This window comes from Nocardia amamiensis, from assembly GCF_015477605.1.
In the GTDB taxonomy this organism is placed as follows: Bacteria; Actinomycetota; Actinomycetes; order Mycobacteriales; family Mycobacteriaceae; genus Nocardia; species Nocardia amamiensis_A.
Genome location: NZ_JADLQX010000010.1, coordinates 94,679 through 112,404 on the forward strand (window position 1 = coordinate 94,679; position 17,726 = coordinate 112,404).

Sequence of the window (17,726 nt, forward strand, 5' to 3'; positions counted from 1 at the left end):
CGAGCAGCTGCGAGGCTACCGCGTGTTCGAACATGGAGCTCGACAATTGGGTTGCGCGATGAGTTCGCCACGGGCTATCGCGTACTCGTGTGCGCCGAACTCGCGCGATGGTCTACGCCTCGTGCAACGGTGTTTTTCTCGATGGCGGTTCCGGACATCCCATAATGCCGAGACCCGCGCGTTCTGACCGGCACGCGAACGCACGGGCGCTGCGCGCAATCCTGAAGGCCGGCGGGTGTCGTGGCAGTTCCACGAACACATGGAAGTCCAGCAACGGCCCCGCGTTCACCGAGAAGATGAACCGGGTCCTGACGCGGCACTAGCGGATCTCCAACTGATAGGTGATCTCGACCCAGAAGCCGCCGGGCTCGCATTCGCCACCGAAGGTGAGGACGTAGTCGCCGGGCGCGAGATCATCGAGACGGACCCACAGACCCCAAGCTTTGGCCTTGAACCGGCCGGTGTGACCGAAGGGACCGCCCGCTGCCGCTGTGATCCGGAATGCCTTGTCGTTGGTCACTACCCGCACGGGCAGTGGGACTCCGTTCAATGCGGCGTGACCGGACGCCGCGGGCGCCACCGGCACCTCGCCACGCGCGAAAAATCCGTCCGGAACCTTCTGGAACATATTGAAAGCCGGGAAGAAGATCGGCCGGCCGTGCGGAATCGTGCACCGCCGCTCGACTCGCCCACCGAAGGTGCCTGCCAGGAACCAGACATCCGTGGGCTGATCGATCGCGGCGAACTCTCCGGTCTTGTCCACTACCGGATTCTTGGCGTTCGGCACCGACATCGCCCACTGCCACCAACGAGCTGCCAGCTCGACGTCGCTACTCGCCATCTCTCTACCCCATACAACCATCGACGCGAAGAAGAGTGCGAGCCACGCCGGATCGCCCTCTTCCGAAGTGGACCTGGAGGAGGGTATATGAACCGGACGGTCTACGCCGCTCCACGCCACCCCGGGTGACGGTTACAGCATCAAGCCCGATCCTTGACCCATCTGGCCTGAACGTGACCCGCAGATGGCCGGACGCACCGGTAACCCTGCATATTCGATGCAGGTCATATTAGAGCTGATCTGCCGGACCCACCGCGGGCTGCCGTGGGCCCATTCACATCTGGGAGAGAGCACCTGATCACGTTGGTTCTGTGACCACACGTTGATGTTCATACCAGATCCCAGGGACGGTCGATCCGTTCGGCAACAGCTGCGGTCGCCGGTCCACTACCGTTGCGCCGATCTTGTCGCAGATGCGCTGTACCGCGAGATTCGACTCTTTCGTGCCGATCTCGACGTTGGTATATCCGGCGTCGTGGATCGCGTCGACGAGTGCCGCCACCGCTTCGCTCGCATAACCGGCTCCCCGGTGACTGGGGCCAATCCACCAACCGAGGGAACGCGACGACGTCTCGTCGCCGGTGGGGTGCACGGTTGCGCCACCGATCACGCTTGCGTCCGACCGCGACTCGAACACGAGAAGCCCTGGAGTCGGGTGGCCGCCGCCGATCGCCTTGATCAGTGCCCGGCCATTTCGTTCTGTCCAGCCGTTGCCGGCGAGCATCGCATCGTCGATCGTGGCTTCGAGCGAGACTGCGTCCTTCGGCGCCGGTCGGCGCAGGGTGAGCCGCGAGGTTTCGATGTCCCGCAGCACGTCGTAGCGCGCACTGATTTCCTTCTTGGCGAATTCGCTGACGCGCCACGCCCAGAGCCAGCCCGCGACGAGGACGGTGGCGACCATGAGCAGCAGCCAGACTACAACGATGAGTTCGGTTGCGGTGGAGGGTAATCCGGCCCTCACTGCAACTCCGATAAGTGCTGCTGGAAGCCCGACGAGTGCGATCGATTTCGCCAGCCCAAGGGTGGCATGCCGGGAGGAGCGCTGAAAGGTCGCTTTGGCAGAGGGGATTCGCCAGGTGGGGAACATGCGCGAACAATATTCGATTCCGTCGTACCCGTCCCGGATCCGAACATTGCGTTCTCGTTCGGCCTGGATTCCCGGCTAAGGAGTGGCTGACCTGAATCCGAGCTCGCGGCAGTTAACGCAACATAATGCCGACGAGCGGATGAGCGGCTGTCAGCCGGCGAATTTCGCGATGGCCTGCGCGGTGACCGGGGTGAAGAGGTTGATCAGGTTGCCGTCGGGATCGCGAAACAGCAACGACCGGTTCCCCCACGGCATCGTCGTGGGCTCGTTGACGAAATCCTCGACCGCCTCCCGCAACCGCCGGTAATCGGCATCGACGTCGGGGACCAGGAATTCGATGATCGCGGTGTGGTTGTCGGCCGGGCGGGCGCTGCCCGCCGCGAACAGCGCCACGGTGCGGGTGCTTCCGATCGCGAGGGTGCCAGCCGGTGTGACGATTTCGGCGAAATCCGGTGTAGCCCATGTTGCTTCGACACCGGTCACGTGTTGATAGAAGCTGACCAACCGCTGGATGTCATCGGTGATCAGGCGGATCGAGACGAGCTTCATCGCGTGCTCCTGCTGTCGGAGGCGGCGGACGTTCCGCCGCCGCATGCCACGATAGAGTCGATACCGGACAGTTTCCGCCCGGTATAGATGCGAGAATTTCCCGATGACGCGCCCCACCGCCCGAGTGCTGGCCCTGCTCGAGCTGTTGCAGGCCGGCGGTGCCCATACCGTCGGTGCACTCGCCGGACGGCTCGGCGTCGATGAACGCACCGTCAGGCGATACGTCACCCACCTCACCGACCTGGATATCCCCGTCCGATCGGTGCGGGGCCGCTACGGGGGCTACCAGCTCGCCCCCGGGTACCGCATGCCACCGCTGATGCTGACCGACGACGAGGCGGTGGCGGTGTTACTCGGGCTCCTCACCAACCGCGGCGCCGACCGATCGACAGCTTCCGTCCGCGCAGCCGACAGCGCGACGGCCAAACTCCGCCGCGTCCTGCCCGCACGTCTGACGGCCCGGCTGGACGCACTGATCAACACCGCCGAATTCACCGCCGACGCCCGCCCGGACGTCGCTTTCGAGAGCTCCGTCCTGCTCCTGCTCGCCGAAGCCACCCGCGAACACCGACCGGTCGCAATCGATTACACCGACCGCAACGGGCGGCCCAGCGAGCGCACCGTGCACCCGTACGGGCTCGTCGAGCACTCCGGCCGGTGGTACCTGACGGCAAAGGACAGCAGCAGTGACGAACTACGCCAGTTTCGGCTCGACCGCATCACCGCGGTGACCACACGACCCGGAACATTCACTCCGCCCGCCGAATTCGAGCCGGCCGCACATCTGCTATCCGCACTTGCCACTGCACCCTATCGGCACGATGTGTCGGTCCGAGTTCAGGGAACGCTCACCGAGATCCGCCCACTGCTGCCCGGCGCGATCGCGACCGTGCAGGAGATCGACTCACCACCCTCTGACACCGACCCATGGGTCCGGGTCCGAATCCGGGCCGAACAACTCGACTGGATTCCCCCGCTCCTCGCCGACCTGAACCGCCCGTTCGTCATCGAACACCCTGACATCCTCAACGACGCCGTGCGCACCCTGGCTCGCCGACTGACCGCGGCCGCCGACGGCAGATACCGAACCCACAGGTAACCCCGGCAACGCGGATCGGGCGCACTGGGCCTCGTACGACGCACACGCGCGGCCGGGAGTGCGCCCCATCGCTTCGCGGGAACCGGATGCGCACCACCGGCCATCGTTCAGGCCCGGGTGTAGCCGCCGTCGGCGAAGAGTTCGGCGCCGGTGACGAAAGACGAGGCGTCCGAAGCCAGGAAGAGGGCGGCCTCGGCGATTTCCTCGGCGTCGGCCAGCCGCCCCAGTGGCACGACGGCCTCGGCGAACTGGTCGACGTCCGGCCCCGCGGCGCCCAGCAGGCCAGGGGTCCGCGTGGGTCCCGGGCTGAGCACGTTGACCCGGAATCGGCGCCCCCGCGACTGCCGGGCCCAGTTGTGCACGAGGTTGCTCACCGCCGCCTTCGAGGCGCTGTAGACCTCGAGTTGCTCATTGGGCCGCACGCTGTTGCTCGAGCCGACGACCAGGATGGAGGCGTTCTCCGCCAGCAGCGGAAGCGCCTTCTGAACAGTGAACAGTGGGCCCTTGACGTTGACGGCGAGCGTCAGGTCGACGTTCGCCTCGGTGTGGGCGCCGAGCGCGGCGTCCGCGACGATTCCCGCGTTGGCCACCAGCACGTCGATGCGTCCGGCCTCCTCGCGGACTCGCGCGTAGAGCGCGTCCAGGTCGGCCAGGACCGAGACGTCGGATCGTACGCCGGTGGCCGCAGGGCCCATCTCCTTGACTGCCGCTTCGAGGCGGTCGATGTCCCGGCCGGTCACGAAGACCCGTGCGCCCTCCCGGACGAAGCGGTGGGCGATGGCCAGCCCGATCCCGCTGGTCCCTCCGGTGATCACGGCCACCTTCTCCTGCAGCACGCCTGGCATGTCGAACCCCTTCAGTTATGGAATAGATCGTCCATAACGTAAGCAGTAATGGACGATCGAGTCAAGAATGGATAGCCTGAGACCATGCCGAGACCACGCGCATTCGACGAACGCCAAGTCCTGAAGCGGGCCCGGGAACAGTTCTGGGCGACCGGCTATGCAGGAACCCGGATGGACGACATCGCCCAGGCGACCGGCCTGGGCAAGGGCAGCCTGTACGGCGCATTCGGCGACAAAGGCAAGCTGTTCCACCGTGTGTTCGGCGACTGGTGCACCGCAGTCGTCGAGGTGGCCGAAGGGCGGCTGGCAGGTGGCCCGGACGCAGAGGCCTTGGCCCGGCTGTCGGGATACGTGCACCTCATGGCGGAGAACACCGCCTCCGACACCGAGCGCCGCGGGTGCCTGTTGGCCAAGGGCGTGGCGGAACTGGCCCAGCGCGATCCGACGGTTGCCGGACGGTCGGCCGAGACCATGACGGCACTGCTGAACCTGCTGCGGACCGAGATCAGCGCCGCCCAGCGCCACGGCGACATCGATAGCGCTGCGGATCCGGAGCGGTTGGCGGCACTGCTGCTGACGGTGGTCCGCGGTATCGAGGCGGTAGGCAAGGCCGGCCTGGACCCGGAGACGCTGCGGAACATTGCAGACACCGCACTGGCGGTCCTGCCCATGCCCGAGGGGCAGAAACGCCTCGCAACCGAGCACAGTCCGGCCCGCGAGAACTAACTTGGTGCCATCACGGCCACGCACTACTTCAGCGGCAGCGTGATGCCGTCCGGCGCCAGCGCCATGCACACGCACGCGCACTTGGATCGGCGAGTGTGAGGCCGGTGCCGGCGGCCGCCGCGGGTATCCGCGGGCAGATTCGCGACCAGCTCCGCAAGCGCGTCCGCCGTGAGATGGGCCGGTTCCTCGGTGCGAGGCCGACGACCCCGGGCAGGGTGGCCACGGGTCGCCGTCCGGCGCTGAATCGCTGGCCCTGGCTGCGCCGTCGTATCCGTTCTGGATGTGGGCCCGCCGGGGGCGGTGCACTGTGTGCGGATCAGCGGGCGATCGAGATCGCGAAGGGCGCGAATCCGCTGGACCGAATCACGTGCGGTACGAACAGTATCGCGGCCTCCGTGGCGCGGGCGGTCTGGATCCTGCCGAGATCAGTGATCCACTCCTTGCGCCAGCCGAGGTCCGTAAGCAGTTCACGGACGGTCTGCTTGGCCTGGGGGTCCTCGCCGGAGAGGAACGCGGTTGGTGTCTGGGTGAGCGTGACTGGCGCGGTCATCACCGGGAAGAGCATGGTGTTGAGTGTCTTGACGACGCGCGTTTCGGGAAGCGCTTGCTGGAGTTGCTCGGCGAGGCTCGAGCCAGGGTAGATCAGGTGGGCAGGCAGTCCGTCCGGTCCGTCGACGGTGGCGTTGGAGACGTCGATGAGGATCTTGTTGCGCAGTTCCTCGCGCAGGGCGACGAGCAGGTCCAGCGAGCCGGCTCCCGGGGTGGCGTTGATGACGATCTGGGCTGTCCGGGCAGCGGCGGCGGCGGCGCCCGGCGCGCGGTCCGCCACGGTCACCTCATGCCCTGCCCGGGTGAGGGCCGTGGCAAGGTTGCCGCCGACGCGGCCGTTTCCGAGAACTGCGATCGTGGTCATGATGATCTGGTCCTTCCGGGTATGCAGGTTGTGGTGCGCAATCAGCGCGAGAGCGTGGCGACGGCCTCGGCGTGGACGCCGGGCGCGGCGGCCAGGAAGCTCTCGCTCTGCGGGGTCCAGGGGCGGCCCTCGGCGTCGGAGACCTGTCCGCCGGCCTCGGTGACGAGTAGCGCCCCGGGCAGCAGGTCCGCGCGGGCGCCGGCGAACTGCCAGAAGGCGTCGATCCGGCCGGCGGCCACGTTCAGCAAGTGCAGGGTCGCGGGCACGGCGGTGCGGACGACGAGCGCGTCGAAGAGCATCGCGGTGATCGAGGAGCCGACGCGCCGCACGACCTTCTCGTCCTCGTCCGGCCGGGCTTGGCTGGTGGCCACGATGCTCAGGCCGAGGTCCGCGGTCTGGGAGACGTGCAGCGGTCGGCCGTCGAGGTAGGCGCCCGCGCCGTTGAGCGCGGTGTAGGTCTCGCCGGTCAACGGCAGGTGGACCGCGGTGAGCACCGGCTGGTTGTCACGCACGAGGGTGGCGGTCACCGCCCACTCCGGCAGGGCGTGCAGGTGGTTGACGTTGCCTTCGGCCGGATCCACGACCCACCATTCGCCGGGCGGCAGCGCCCCGCCGTCCAGCTCGTCCTCCACCCAGCCGGCGTCCGGGCGCAGACGCGTGAGGCGGGGGCGCAGGATGTCGAGGGCCGTGTCGTCGTTGGCGGCGAGCGCGCGCATCAGCTCTTCGCGGGTCTGGTAGCGGACCACCTCGCCGAAGCCTTCGCGCAGCGCCGAACCGGCCGCGTGCACGGCGATCGTGGTCTGGCCGAGCAGGTCGGCGTCGGAGGCGGCGACGTCAGTGGTCTGAAGCGTTTCGGACATGGTGGTACTCCCGTGTGAGGAGGGGTGATGAGGGGGTCGGGCGAAGCTGTGCGTTCCGTCTTGCGCTTTCGCCTCGAAGGTATGCAGCCCATTAATTAACTTCAAGTGCATGTCAAGCATCGGATAGAATTACTCACATGCAATTGGATTTGAACCTGCTCGCCGCGCTCGACGCGCTGCTGGAGGAGGGAAGTGTGGCCGGGGCGGCCGCGCGCCTGCACGTCACCGCCCCCGCGATGAGCCGGACTCTGGGCCGAATCCGGCGCACGACCGGGGATCAGATCCTGGTGCGCACCGGCCACACGATGACCCCGACGCCGTATGCGATCGCCGTCCGGGAACAGGTGCACGAGCTGCTGCAACAGGTCCAGGGGGTGCTGGCACCGAGCCGTGAACTCGATCTGGCAACGTTGGAGCGCACTTTCACACTCCGCTGGCATGATTCCCTGGTCGCCTCGAGCGGCCCCACACTGCTCTCGGCCGTGCGCGGACAGGCGCCGGGCGTGCGATTGCGCTTCGTCGCGGAATCGAGCACCGACACCCCCGACTTGCGGCGCGGCGAGGTCGACCTGGAGGCGAACGCCAACCGGCCGAGCGCCCCGGACATCCGTACCGAGAACGTGGGCGAGACCCCGCTCGTCATCGTCGTGAGGCAGGGGCACCCCCTCACCCGCGTCAGGACTGTCACCGCGAAGGAGTACGCCGCCGCTGAGCACGTCGCCGTCTCGCGACGTGGAAACCTGAGCAATGCCCTCGACGACGCCCTAGCGCGGCTCGGCCTCACCCGCCGCGTGGTGGCGACCGCACCCACGGAAGCGGCCGCGCTGGAGTTCGCGCGCGGCTCCGATCTCCTGATCTGCGTCCCCGAAGCCACCACGCGGTCAGCGGTCGCCGACCTCGGCCTGGTCGTGCTCCCCCTCCCGCTCGAACTGCCGTCGGCACCGATATACCTGTCGTGGCATCAGCGCTACGACACCGACCACGCCCACGCCTGGCTGCGTGGGCTGGCGCGAACCGCGCTGGCCATGTGCGGAGCGTCGTCGTAGTCGGCGCGCTCCGGCCGCTTCCGGGCGAGGACGGGGCGGTGGTCGATCCGCGATCGGGCGCGACACCGCCGTGCACGGCACGGATGCCGACGACTTCGACATCACCCGCCCAACGGCCAACCGGCACATGGCTTTCGGCCACGGCACGCACATCTGCCCCGGCGCGGCCCTTGCCCGCTTGGAGGCGGGAATCGCCTTGCCCGCCTTGTTCGCCCGCTTCCCCGACCTACGCTTGGCGGTGCCGGTCGAAGAGATCCGGAATCTCCCGGTGCTCACACAGAACGACATCGAAGCGTTCCCCGTGTATCTCCGGAACTGAACGCCGCACACCCCGATTGTTACCGTGGCCTATGGCCAGCGAATCCTCTGCGGCGGCGCTGCACCGGCGCGCCGAACTCCGCGACTTCCTCCGCACCCGCCGCGCCCGCCTCACACCGCAGGACATCGGCTTGGCCTCGGTCGGGCGACGGCGGACACCCGGCCTACGACGAGAGGAAGTGGCGATACTCGCCGGGGTCGGCGTCTCCTGGTACACCTGGCTCGAGCAGGGGCGCGACATCACCGTCTCGACCGAGGTGCTCGACGCGATCTCCGCGGCGCTTCGGCTGACCGAGCCGGAGCGCGCGCACCTGTATCGGCTCGCCGGTCTCAACCCGCCGCCGCCAGGCGCGGCGGGCGACGCCGAAGTCACCCCGCAGCTGCGCGGGCTGCTCGACGCGTGGGGATCGCGGCCCGCGGTGCTGCGGGACCGGTATTGGAATCTGCTCGCGATCAACGACACGGCCCGCGCGGTTTTCGGGTTCGGCGACGCCGACTACAACTGCCTGGTCTCGTTCTTCACCAATGCCGGATACCGCGGCATGCACACGCAGTGGAACGCGATCGCGCCCGCGGTGGTCGCCGCCTTCCGCGCCGACGCGGCGCACTCCCCCGGCGACCCGCGATTCGGCAAGGTGATCGGCGAACTCGCCGCCGCCAGCCCCGAGTTCGCCGAGATGTGGGCCCGCCACGAGGTGAATGCCCCGGTCCAGGCCGTCAAGGCGGTGCGTCATCCCGAGGCCGGTGACCTGTTCTTCGATACGACGACCCTTGCGGTGGCGGACAATCCGGACTGGTTCCTGGTGCTGTACAACCCGCAGCCCGGCACCGAGACCGCGGACCGAGTGGACGGTCTGATGCGCATCCGGCTCGCCGCCCCGGCGTGACCGTAGCCTGGTGGTGCCACACCTAGGTGAACCGCACACTGTTCGCCCACAGTGCCCTTCGGCACGCTGAATCCCATGACGCACAGCATTTCCCGATTCGACGGCAAGATCGCGCTCATCACCGGCGGCTCGAGCGGCATGGGGCTGGCCACCGCCCGGCGATTGCTCGCCGAGGGCGCACAGGTGATCATCACCGGCCGGGACAAGACCCGGCTGGACGCCGCGGTCGAACAACTCGGCAAAACCCGCGTGGTGGCGATACCAGGCGACGCGGGGCGGCCCGCCGATCTCGACGCGCTCGCCGCCGCCGTCCGCGAGCGGTGCGGACGGCTGGACGTGGTGTTCGCCAACGCGGGCGTCGCGTCGTTCCAGCCGCACGGCGAGATCACCGAGGACGAATTCGACCGCGTCGTCGGCATCAACTTCAAAGGCGTGTTCTTCACCATCCAGAAGACCCTGCCGCTGCTGTCCGAGCACGCGGCGATCGTCATCAACGCGTCGTGGACGCTGCACCGCGGTCTGCCCGGCGCCTCCCTGTACGCGGCGACCAAAGCGGCGGTGCACAACCTGGCCCACACCCTCGCCGCCGAGCTGGCGCTTAGGAGAATTCGCGTCAATTCCGTGAGTCCCGGGTTTATCGAGACACCGATGTTCCACGACAACGTCAGCCCGGAAGCGCACACCGCGGTGGTCGCCGAGGTGGCCGGCGGTCGGCTCGGCACCGCTGAGGACGTCGCCGACGCGGTGGCCTTCCTCGCGTCCGACGAGGCGTCCTACGTCAACGGGCAGGACCTGATCATCGATGGCGGACTGGTCGCGGCCGTCTCCCGCCAAATGATGTAGCCCGCGCGAAATCCGGTTTACGGCCGGCTCGGGCCGCTCAGTACAGTGGGCCGGTGATTCGCACCGCGGCGCTGGCCCACATCCGGGATCGTCGCCTGCTGCAGGCGCGCTCGGTCGGCAAGGACGTGTTCTACATGGCCGGCGGCAAGATCGACCCCGGGGAGACGCCCGAGGCGGCGCTGCATCGTGAAGTACGCGAGGAACTCGGCGTCGGCGTCGTCTCCTACGCCGAGCTCGGGGTGTTCCAGGCCGAGGCGTACGGGCACTCCCCCGGTACCCGGCTGCACATGACCTGCTTCACCGCCGAACTCGACGGCGAACCGCGACCGACCAGCGAGATCGCCGAGCTGCGCTACTTCACCGTGCGCGAGTACGCCGCCATGGACCAGGTCGCCCCCGGCTCGATGATGGTCTTCCGCAGACTGCACGAACTCGGCGCGGTCGACTGGTAATCCACGAGAAGCACTCACTTCTCCTCGCTGTTGCCGGTCGAGAATGGGTGGGATCGGTGCAGCTGCTCTCGCCGGAGCCGAACCGAGAGAATCAGGAGCCGGAGCACCAAGCCGATCAAAACCAGGTTGGCGAGCATTTGGCTGAGCACGACGGCTCGGGAAGTTTGGGACGTGGCCACGATGTCGCCGAATCCGACTGTGGTGAAAACCGTTGCGCAGAAATAGAGCGCGTCGAGCCGCGTCAGCGGCTCGCTGAAGTCGCCGGGAGCGGCATCCGACAGCACCGCGTAGACCGTCGCGTAGCCGACGAGATAGAGGCCGAACGTCGCCGCCAGCGCTTGCAACGCCTGCGCGACCGGGTCGACCGCACGCAGCACCTGACGGATCTGCCAAGCACCCACCGCGCACACCGCCACCAGACCGAGCAGCAGAATTAGCAACGTGTGCATGCCGCTGATGCGAGTGAAGGGCAGCGAGAAATACGCCAGCAGCAAGGCGGTGATGGTGATGGTCGGCGGCAGCAGCGCCCGGCGGAGCACCCACCGCCGGTCTCCGGCCGATCCGCTGTGCGAACCGTTCGCTGTCGACATCGAAGGTCCCCTCCGCATCGGCGTCCGGCCCGGTCGCCTGCTGGATCACAAGGAACATGCCTACTGCCGGATCGACGCTACCGGCCCTCCTCGCCGAAGTAGATCAATTCCGGCACCGAATTCTCGGCGCGACGGTTTTCCGGATATCGAGCGGCTTCGAAACGACCGTCCGGATGAGGCAACTATGCGAGGATCTGTGCACCGGCGTGATCGATCGACGTACTCGGATCCGTCGCCAGGATTCGACCGCACGAACGCTGATCAATTCCAGACATCGAATGACGCAAACCGGAATTCTCCACCCGACCAGGAGTAGACCGATGATACCCAGGAAAAGCGTCACCGGAATTGCCGCTACGGCGGTCGTCCTGCTGATGGCCGCGGCATGCGGGGACGACAACGGCGCGGAGACGACGCCGACGACCACCGAACAGACGCACCCCATGCGCAGCAGTATCGCCACGACCGCGCGGAACGCGCTCCAAGACGCGGTCAACGCGGCGCTGGCCGCCGCGCCGATCACCTTCGACAGTGGCAGCTCGGACCTCAGTGCGGGGGACGTCGCCACCATCAAAGCGGTCGCGGTCCCCTTGAAGGGCACCGACGCCAAGGTAGAGATCACGACCTACGCCCAGGATGCGAACCCCGCGACCGCCAAGGCCCTGGCCCAGGCCCGGGGCGACAACGTCGCGGCCGAACTCGAGTCCGAGGGCATCGACAAGGCGCGCATCAGCGTGAAAGCCGAGGCCAACCCGACCGGCGAGGATGTCGAGGTCGACGAGGCGGGGATCAAGGTGGGCGACTAGGCGCGAAACCGCCGTCGACACTGTCGGCCATACTTGGGGGCATGGTCGCCGCCACACGCACCCCACGCAGCAGCTGGATCGAGCAGGGCCTCGCGGCGCTCGCGGCGGGCGGGCCGGAGGCCGTGCGGATCGAGAGCCTGGCGGCGGCGCTCGGGGTGACCAAAGGTGGTTTCTACGGGCACTTCGCCGACCGGAACGCGCTGCTGGCCGAGATGCTCGACGCCTGGGAACGCGAAACCACCGACGATGTCATCACCCGGGTGGAAAGCGACGGCGGCGACGCGCGCGCGAAGATCAGGCGTGCGGGTCTGCTCACCTTTTCCGACGACCGGCTGCGCCCGATCGACCTCGCCGTCCGTGATTGGGCCCGGCGCGACCCCCGCGTCGCCGAGCGGCTGCGTCGTGTGGACAACCGGCGCATGGACTACTTGCGCAAGTTGTTCGGCAGCCTCTGCTCGGACCCGGACGAGGTCGAAGCCCGCAGCATGCTCGCCTTCTGCCTGGCGATCGGCAAGCACTTCCTCGCCGCCGACCACGGCGGTCGCACCCGCGAGGAAGTCGTCGCACGCGCCGGCAGCTTTCTGCTCGACCTCCCGACCAGGTAGCAAAATTCGGTGGTGGTGTCGCGGCGGGCGGCGATAGGGTTGCGCGACCTCGCCACTGCGAGGGTTGGCCGACGTGCGAAGGAGTGGTTTATGTCCCGGCGAGCGCCGAGCGCGCCTCACCGTGAGGGTTCGAACGACCCGTCCGGCCACGACTGACCCAGCCGACGCCATACAGCGCTTATCGAGGCGCGCTCGGTCTTCTCCTGCTGCAATGCACACTGCTCAGTTAGGAGTGATCCGGGTGTCGAGCAACACCTCTTCCTTTCATCGCGGTCCCAGCCCGTCGCTGCGGACCGATACCTTCACCTGCATCCGCTGCGGGCTCGTCGTCGCGACGCTCGCGCCGGACGACAGCTGGCGCAACCACTGCCCGAGCTGCCTGAGTTCGCGGCACACCCACGACCACGTCGAGGGCGGCGCGTCCGACTGCGGCGCCCGCATGGCTCCGCTCTCGATCGCCGTGCTGCGCACCGGCGAATGGGCCGTGGTGCACCGGTGCACACGCTGCCACGAGCTCGCGCTGCACCCCGTGTGCGGCGACGACAATCAGCTGATGCTGATGCGCATGGCCGTGCGCCCGCTTGCCGAGCCGCCGTTCCCGCTCGAAGTGTTCGGCGATCTGTAGGGGGTGCGTGATGCCACGAAGGAAACCCGAGGCACGTCGCCCCCAGCGCCCCAAGCATGTATTGCACGGGCGCGGAGGCGAATCCGGCGACAGGTTCCGCTGCGTCGAGTGCCGCAAGGAGGTCCCGGTCATCGCACCGGGCACCGCGCACCGCAATCACTGTCCGCACTGCCTGGCCAGCAAGCACGTCGACCGGCGCGCGCCGGGCGACCGCGCCGAATCCTGCCGCGGCCGGATGGCCGCGGTGAGCATGTCGGCCCGGGACGACGGCGAATGGCTGCTGGTCCACCAATGCCTGGCCTGCGGCTGCGTCCGGGCGAACCGCATCGCGGGCGACGACAACGCGGTGGCGCTGATGCGTATCGCGTTGCGTCCGCTGGCGGATCCGCGGATGGGCCGCCGGGTATTGCTGTCGTTGTGACCGACCGGTGAAACCCGCCCGGGCAGAGTTCTTTTCGGCCCGGGCGGGCGGACCGAGGCGGCTACCTCGGCCCCGCGCAAGGAACGTATCGGCTGCGCGGCCCGGCTACGGCTACGGCTGCCGCAGACTCCGCTCGCCCGGCGCATGGGTAGGTATCGACTTCGTCCGGCCGCATTGCTTTATGCGGCTACCTCGCCTGCTCTACCCCGGCGCAGGGCTGCAACGGTCTCCGTTCAACGGCACCTGTTACGCGGCCGTGAAGCGAGTCGGCAGTGCCGCCAAGCCGCGGATCACCACGTTGGGCTTGTACGGCGGTGTATCCGAAAGCAACTCGATGTCGCGAACCTTCCGCAACAACACCTCCAGCAGCACTTCCATCTCGAGCAGCGCGAGCGGTGCGCCGAGGCAGTAGTGGATGCCGAGGCTGAAGCCGAGGTGCTTCTTGGCCGGGTTCATCGGGTCGGCGTAGCGGGCGACGTCGACGCGGTCGGGATCGGCGTAGGCGGCGGCGTCGCGGTTGGCCGAATTGATCAGCACCACAACGCCTTCGCCCGGCTCGAAGTCGTGCCCGGCCAGGGTGATCGGGCGGGTCGCGGCGCGCGTGGTGATCTGCACCGACGGCTCGAGGCGCAAGAGTTCGTCGGGCGCCGACGCGGTCAGCTCCGGGCGTTTGCGCATCGCGTCGATCTGGCCGGGGTTGCGCATCAGCTGGAGCATGCCGGTGCCGATCAGATTGGCGGTGGTCTCGTGCCCGGCCACGAACGTGGTGATGCAGGTGGCCAGCAACTCCTGTTCGGTGAGCACGTCACCGCGGTCCTCGACCTGCGACAGCGCACTGAGCAGGTCGTCTTTCGGATCGCGGCGGCGCTCGTTCAGCAACTCGCGGAAGTACGCCATGAAGCCGCGCGAAGCCGCGCTGCGCGCCTTCAGTGCTTCCCCGGGCAGTGTGTAATCGTGGTCGAAACCGCGGGCCAGATCCTGCGACCAGCGATGCACCTGGTCGTAGGCATCCGGCGGCACGCCGATCAGTTCGCAGGCGATGATCAGCGGCAGCGGGTAGGCGATCATCTCGACGAGGTCGAATTCCCCTGCCGCCAAGGCCTGGTCGACCAATTGCTCGGCGAGCTCCGCGATGCGCGGACGCAGCCTGGTCACCATGCGCGGGGTGAAGCCCTTGGTCACCAAGTTGCGCAGCCGGGTGTGGTCCGGCGGCTCCATCCAGAGGAACGAGGTGGGCAGTTCCTCGGCCGCGTCCTCCGGCGACACCGTCGGATGCATCATGGCCGCTTCCTCCGCGTGGCTCCACGCGGTGGTCGACAGCACGGCGGCGCAGTCGTCGTAGCGGGTGAGCAGATAGTGGCCGAGTGGCGTCCGGTGCAGTCTGCCTGCCTCGCGCAGCACCCGGGCGGGCGTGTACGGATCCGGTCGGCCTTCGGGGCCGAAGAGCTGGGTCAGCGCTGTCTGGATGCTGGAATCCGGTTCCGCGACAGCGATATCCGCGGTTGACGAGTCCATGGTGGTCCCTCCTGTGCGGAGCACCGACGCTGGCCGGTGCTGCCGGTCGTTCGGAATGCGTCAGTGATCGGAATGGATGCGGGAGCGCGGGCCCGGCCGCGATGACGGATCCGGCTCCGGAACAGGTCCGGGACTGGACGGGCGGGTGCGCGGCGGCCTGTCCGCGGATCCGCCGCCGCGCAGCAGGATCCGACCCGCGAGCAGCGGGTGCAGCAGTGCCGCCGGCGGGTCGGCCAGGTTCGCCACCCGCAGGAACGTTCGCGCCACCCGCGGGTCGACGTGCGCGGCGCGATGAACGCGGGCGACGTACGCGTTGCCGAGCCGGGTCCTTACCGTGCGTGGTCCGGCCACACCCGGATGCGCCAGGTCGGCCCCCGCCGACAGTTGCCACGCGACGTCGAGCACCTTGTCCGCCGCCGCGTAGAACCGCGCGGGCAGACCGGATTCGCTCAGACCCGTGCGCAGGCATTCGCGCAGCGCGATCGCCTGCTGGGCAGCGACTGCCATGCCCTGGGCATACAGCGGGTTGAAGCTGCACAGCGCGTCGCCGAGCAGGAGGAATCCATCCGGCACCGCCGCGCGGCGCGGGTAGCGCTTGCGCACCGGCGAGCGGAACCGGTGCGGCACCGCGTCGCCGAGCGGTTCGGAACTCCGGACGATGTCGTGAATATCCGGCGCGGCGAGTGTGGCGGCGAAGCGCACGAAACCGTCCGGATCGGTGGGCGGATGATCGCCCAGGATCCCGGCGAGGGTGATGTGCCAGCGATCGCCCTCCACCCGGATCGCGCCGCCGCCGCGCCCATCGGCCTCGGTGGAGATGATCACCGAGGACTGATTTTCCAGCTGTCCTTCGGTGCGCCGGTAGAACCGTGAGGCGTAGCCCAGATCCACCTCGATCCGCTGCTCGTCCGGCGGTTGAGCGCCGAGCGCGGTGAGCCAGACCGAAGCACGCGAACCGCGCCCGGAAGCGTCGACGACGAGGTCCGTGGCGTATGTCTCCTCGCACGATTCGCCGGATACCGCGACCGCGCGTACCCGGCGCGCGTCACCGATCAGACCGCGCGCGGTCCCGGTCCGCAACCGAACGCTGGGCAGGGCCGAAACGCGTTCACGCAGCACCGCTTCCAACAGCGGTCTGGTCGCTATCACGGACGTCAGGCCGGTCGAGGTCGGCGCGGCCCGCAGTCCGCCCACATACCACCGGGTGTCGGCCAGCGCCTCGGCGATGGTCGCGCCGCGGGCCGCCATCTCGGCGGTGAACCCAGGGAAGAGTTCCTCGAGGATGGTCCGGCCACGGTCCAGCAGCCCGTGCAGATGCCGCGCCTGCGGCACGCCTTTGCGCATGCCGTGGATGTCGAACCCGTCGCGTTCGACCACGGTCACCTGTGCGAAGTGTTCCGCCAGTACCCGGGCCGTCAGCAGCCCGGCGACACCAGCGCCGATGACGACCGCGTGCCGCTTCTCGTTCACAGGGTCACCGGCAGGGACAATATGCCGCGGTGGATCAGGCTGGGCCGGTACTCGATCGCGTCGGTCGCCAGGGCCAGCTTCGGCGCCCGCGCCAGCAGCGCGCCCACCGCGGCCTCCGCCTCGATCCGCGCCAGCGGCGCGCCAACGCAGTAGTGGATGCCCAGGCTGAAGCCGAGATGCTTTCGGGCCGGGCGGTTTCCGGCATAGCGGGTGACGTCGAAGGTATCCGCGTCCGGGTACACCCGCTCGTCCCTGCTGGCCGACGCCGTGAGCACCACGACGCCGTCGCCGCGGCGGAACTGGTGCTCGCCGACCGTGGTGTCGGCCAGGGCGACGCGGATGGTGAACTGGGTGGGCGCGTCGTAGCGCAGCATCTCGTCGAGCGCGGGCGCGATCAGCTCCGGGTTGTCCCGCAGTCGCGCGAGCTGATCCGGATTGCGCAGCACCGCGAGCATGCCGTTGCCGATCAGGTTGATCGAGGTCTCCATGCCCGCGACCAGCGTCAGCAGCGCCATGCCGATCACCTCCGGCTCGGCGAGCTGGTCGCCGTCCGCGCTCGCCGCGACCAGAGCACTCAGCAGGTCCGCGGTCGGATTCGCCTTCTTCTGCTGGACCAGGCGGGCGAAGTAGCCCATGCACTCCATTGCCGCCGCGCCGCGCGCGGCCACGTCCTCCGGAGCGAGCAGCGAGTCCGGGTCGCTGCCGCGCGCGATGGCCAGCTGCCACTCCCGGAACTTCGCACCGTCGGCCGGGTCGGCGCCCAGGAGCCGGACCGGGACCATCGCCACCGCCAGCGGCACGGCCAAATCGTTGAGCACATCCAGTTCGCCGCGCTCGAGGGCGGTGTCGATGATCTCCCGCACGACCTGTCCCGCCGGCACCATCTCGGCCATCAGCCGTGGCGTGAAGGCCTTCGCCACCAGCTTGCGGTAGCGGCCGTGCTCGGGCGGATCCATCCGGACGAACGAACCGGGGATCGCGGCCGTGGTGTCCCGGAACGGGCTGATGCCCGCCGCGTAGCCATGGCCCCAGTCGGCGCCGGTCAGGATCGCGGCGCACTCCTCGTAGCGGGTGATCAAGGTGACCGGCACGTCGCCCAAGGCGTACGGGAACAGCGGCGCCGCCTCACGCACGCGCTGGTACGCCGGATAGGGGTCGGCGCGCTCGCTCGGGTCGAAGGCATCGAAGGTCACATCGGTGGGGGTAGCGGTGTTCATCGGGCCTCCTG

Annotated in this window: 21 protein-coding genes; 11 read left to right on the forward strand and 10 right to left on the reverse strand. The window is 68.4% G+C overall.

What is annotated here, in order from left to right:
- Positions 1–319: 319 nt before the first annotated feature.
- The 3 genes from IU459_RS15220 to IU459_RS15230 all read right to left on the reverse strand — a co-directional run bounded on the left by IU459_RS15220 (position 320) and on the right by IU459_RS15230 (position 2,477).
- Entirely contained in the window at positions 320–841 is a 522-nt protein-coding gene (locus IU459_RS15220) for a hypothetical protein (protein WP_195130178.1), read from the reverse strand.
- Positions 842–1,139: 298 nt separating this feature from the next.
- Complete coding sequence (locus IU459_RS15225) at positions 1,140–1,928, reverse strand: GNAT family N-acetyltransferase (protein ID WP_195130179.1); 789 nt, start codon at positions 1,926–1,928, stop codon at positions 1,140–1,142.
- A 150-nt stretch (positions 1,929–2,078) separates the two neighbouring features.
- Positions 2,079–2,477 carry a VOC family protein gene (locus tag IU459_RS15230; RefSeq protein WP_195130180.1) on the reverse strand — a complete coding sequence of 133 codons (399 nt, stop codon included), beginning with the start codon at positions 2,475–2,477 and terminating at the stop codon, positions 2,079–2,081.
- A 103-nt stretch (positions 2,478–2,580) separates the two neighbouring features.
- Between IU459_RS15230 and IU459_RS15235 the strand changes: the two genes are divergently transcribed.
- The gene (locus tag IU459_RS15235; protein WP_195130181.1) at positions 2,581–3,576 is read left to right on the forward strand and encodes a helix-turn-helix transcriptional regulator; all 996 of its coding nucleotides are present in this window, start codon (positions 2,581–2,583) and stop codon (positions 3,574–3,576) included.
- A 107-nt stretch (positions 3,577–3,683) separates the two neighbouring features.
- Here IU459_RS15235 and IU459_RS15240 read toward each other — a convergent pair whose 3' ends face one another.
- Positions 3,684–4,421 (reverse strand): SDR family NAD(P)-dependent oxidoreductase, encoded by a 738-nt coding sequence (locus IU459_RS15240; RefSeq protein WP_195130182.1) that lies wholly within the window; start codon positions 4,419–4,421, stop codon positions 3,684–3,686.
- An 84-nt stretch (positions 4,422–4,505) separates the two neighbouring features.
- On the opposite strand from IU459_RS15240, the gene IU459_RS15245 reads away from it, so the two are divergent.
- Positions 4,506–5,147: a TetR/AcrR family transcriptional regulator gene (locus IU459_RS15245; protein WP_195130183.1), complete on the forward strand. Its 642-nt coding sequence runs from the start codon at positions 4,506–4,508 to the stop codon at positions 5,145–5,147.
- A gap of 316 nt (positions 5,148–5,463) precedes the next feature.
- Here the strand turns inward: IU459_RS15245 and IU459_RS15250 are convergent, their stop codons facing one another.
- Complete coding sequence (locus IU459_RS15250; protein ID WP_195130184.1) at positions 5,464–6,060, reverse strand: NADPH-dependent F420 reductase; 597 nt, start codon at positions 6,058–6,060, stop codon at positions 5,464–5,466.
- A 41-nt stretch (positions 6,061–6,101) separates the two neighbouring features.
- Positions 6,102–6,920, reverse strand: coding sequence for a 3'(2'),5'-bisphosphate nucleotidase CysQ (locus IU459_RS15255; protein WP_195130185.1), 819 nt, complete (start codon positions 6,918–6,920; stop codon positions 6,102–6,104).
- A gap of 137 nt (positions 6,921–7,057) precedes the next feature.
- Between IU459_RS15255 and IU459_RS15260 the strand changes: the two genes are divergently transcribed.
- The 5 genes from IU459_RS15260 (at position 7,058) to IU459_RS15280 (ending at position 10,466) form a co-directional block, all read left to right on the forward strand.
- Positions 7,058–7,966, forward strand: coding sequence for a LysR family transcriptional regulator (locus IU459_RS15260; RefSeq protein WP_195130186.1), 909 nt, complete (start codon positions 7,058–7,060; stop codon positions 7,964–7,966).
- Positions 7,920–8,285, forward strand: a complete 366-nt coding sequence (locus tag IU459_RS15265) for a cytochrome P450 (protein ID WP_440446495.1) — start codon at positions 7,920–7,922, stop codon at positions 8,283–8,285. Before IU459_RS15260 ends, IU459_RS15265 begins: the two co-directional genes overlap by 47 nt.
- Before the next feature lie 31 nt (positions 8,286–8,316).
- Positions 8,317–9,171: a helix-turn-helix transcriptional regulator gene (locus IU459_RS15270; RefSeq protein WP_195130187.1), complete on the forward strand. Its 855-nt coding sequence runs from the start codon at positions 8,317–8,319 to the stop codon at positions 9,169–9,171.
- A gap of 75 nt (positions 9,172–9,246) precedes the next feature.
- The gene (locus IU459_RS15275; RefSeq protein WP_195130188.1) at positions 9,247–10,014 is read left to right on the forward strand and encodes a glucose 1-dehydrogenase; all 768 of its coding nucleotides are present in this window, start codon (positions 9,247–9,249) and stop codon (positions 10,012–10,014) included.
- Between the two features lie 53 nt (positions 10,015–10,067).
- A complete protein-coding gene (locus tag IU459_RS15280) occupies positions 10,068–10,466 on the forward strand; it encodes an NUDIX hydrolase (RefSeq protein ID WP_195130189.1) in 399 nt (132 codons plus the stop codon).
- A gap of 14 nt (positions 10,467–10,480) precedes the next feature.
- Here the strand turns inward: IU459_RS15280 and IU459_RS15285 are convergent, their stop codons facing one another.
- Entirely contained in the window at positions 10,481–11,056 is a 576-nt protein-coding gene (locus tag IU459_RS15285) for a potassium channel family protein (RefSeq protein ID WP_195130190.1), read from the reverse strand.
- Between the two features lie 320 nt (positions 11,057–11,376).
- Here IU459_RS15285 and IU459_RS15290 point away from each other — a divergent pair, with 320 nt between their 5' ends.
- The 4 genes from IU459_RS15290 to IU459_RS15305 all read left to right on the forward strand — a co-directional run bounded on the left by IU459_RS15290 (position 11,377) and on the right by IU459_RS15305 (position 13,513).
- The gene (locus tag IU459_RS15290; protein WP_195130191.1) at positions 11,377–11,862 is read left to right on the forward strand and encodes an OmpA family protein; all 486 of its coding nucleotides are present in this window, start codon (positions 11,377–11,379) and stop codon (positions 11,860–11,862) included.
- Positions 11,863–11,903: 41 nt separating this feature from the next.
- On the forward strand, positions 11,904–12,467 hold the full coding sequence (locus IU459_RS15295; RefSeq protein WP_195130192.1) for a TetR/AcrR family transcriptional regulator: 564 nt from the start codon (positions 11,904–11,906) through the stop codon (positions 12,465–12,467).
- Positions 12,468–12,708: 241 nt separating this feature from the next.
- Positions 12,709–13,092 (forward strand): RNHCP domain-containing protein, encoded by a 384-nt coding sequence (locus IU459_RS15300; protein WP_324198881.1) that lies wholly within the window; start codon positions 12,709–12,711, stop codon positions 13,090–13,092.
- 10 nt (positions 13,093–13,102) lie between these two features.
- Entirely contained in the window at positions 13,103–13,513 is a 411-nt protein-coding gene (locus IU459_RS15305; protein WP_195130194.1) for an RNHCP domain-containing protein, read from the forward strand.
- A 246-nt stretch (positions 13,514–13,759) separates the two neighbouring features.
- On the opposite strand, the gene IU459_RS15310 is transcribed toward IU459_RS15305, so the two are convergent.
- Genes IU459_RS15310 through IU459_RS15320 form a run of 3 tightly spaced genes read right to left on the reverse strand, consistent with a single transcriptional unit; the run spans position 13,760 to position 17,715 of the window.
- A complete protein-coding gene (locus IU459_RS15310) occupies positions 13,760–15,028 on the reverse strand; it encodes a cytochrome P450 (RefSeq protein WP_195130195.1) in 1,269 nt (422 codons plus the stop codon).
- A 60-nt stretch (positions 15,029–15,088) separates the two neighbouring features.
- Positions 15,089–16,498, reverse strand: coding sequence for an FAD-dependent oxidoreductase (locus IU459_RS15315; RefSeq protein ID WP_195130196.1), 1,410 nt, complete (start codon positions 16,496–16,498; stop codon positions 15,089–15,091).
- The gene (locus tag IU459_RS15320) at positions 16,495–17,715 is read right to left on the reverse strand and encodes a cytochrome P450 (protein WP_195130197.1); all 1,221 of its coding nucleotides are present in this window, start codon (positions 17,713–17,715) and stop codon (positions 16,495–16,497) included. The genes IU459_RS15315 and IU459_RS15320 overlap by 4 nt, the downstream gene beginning before the upstream one ends.
- Between the last annotated feature and the right edge of the window lie 11 nt (positions 17,716–17,726).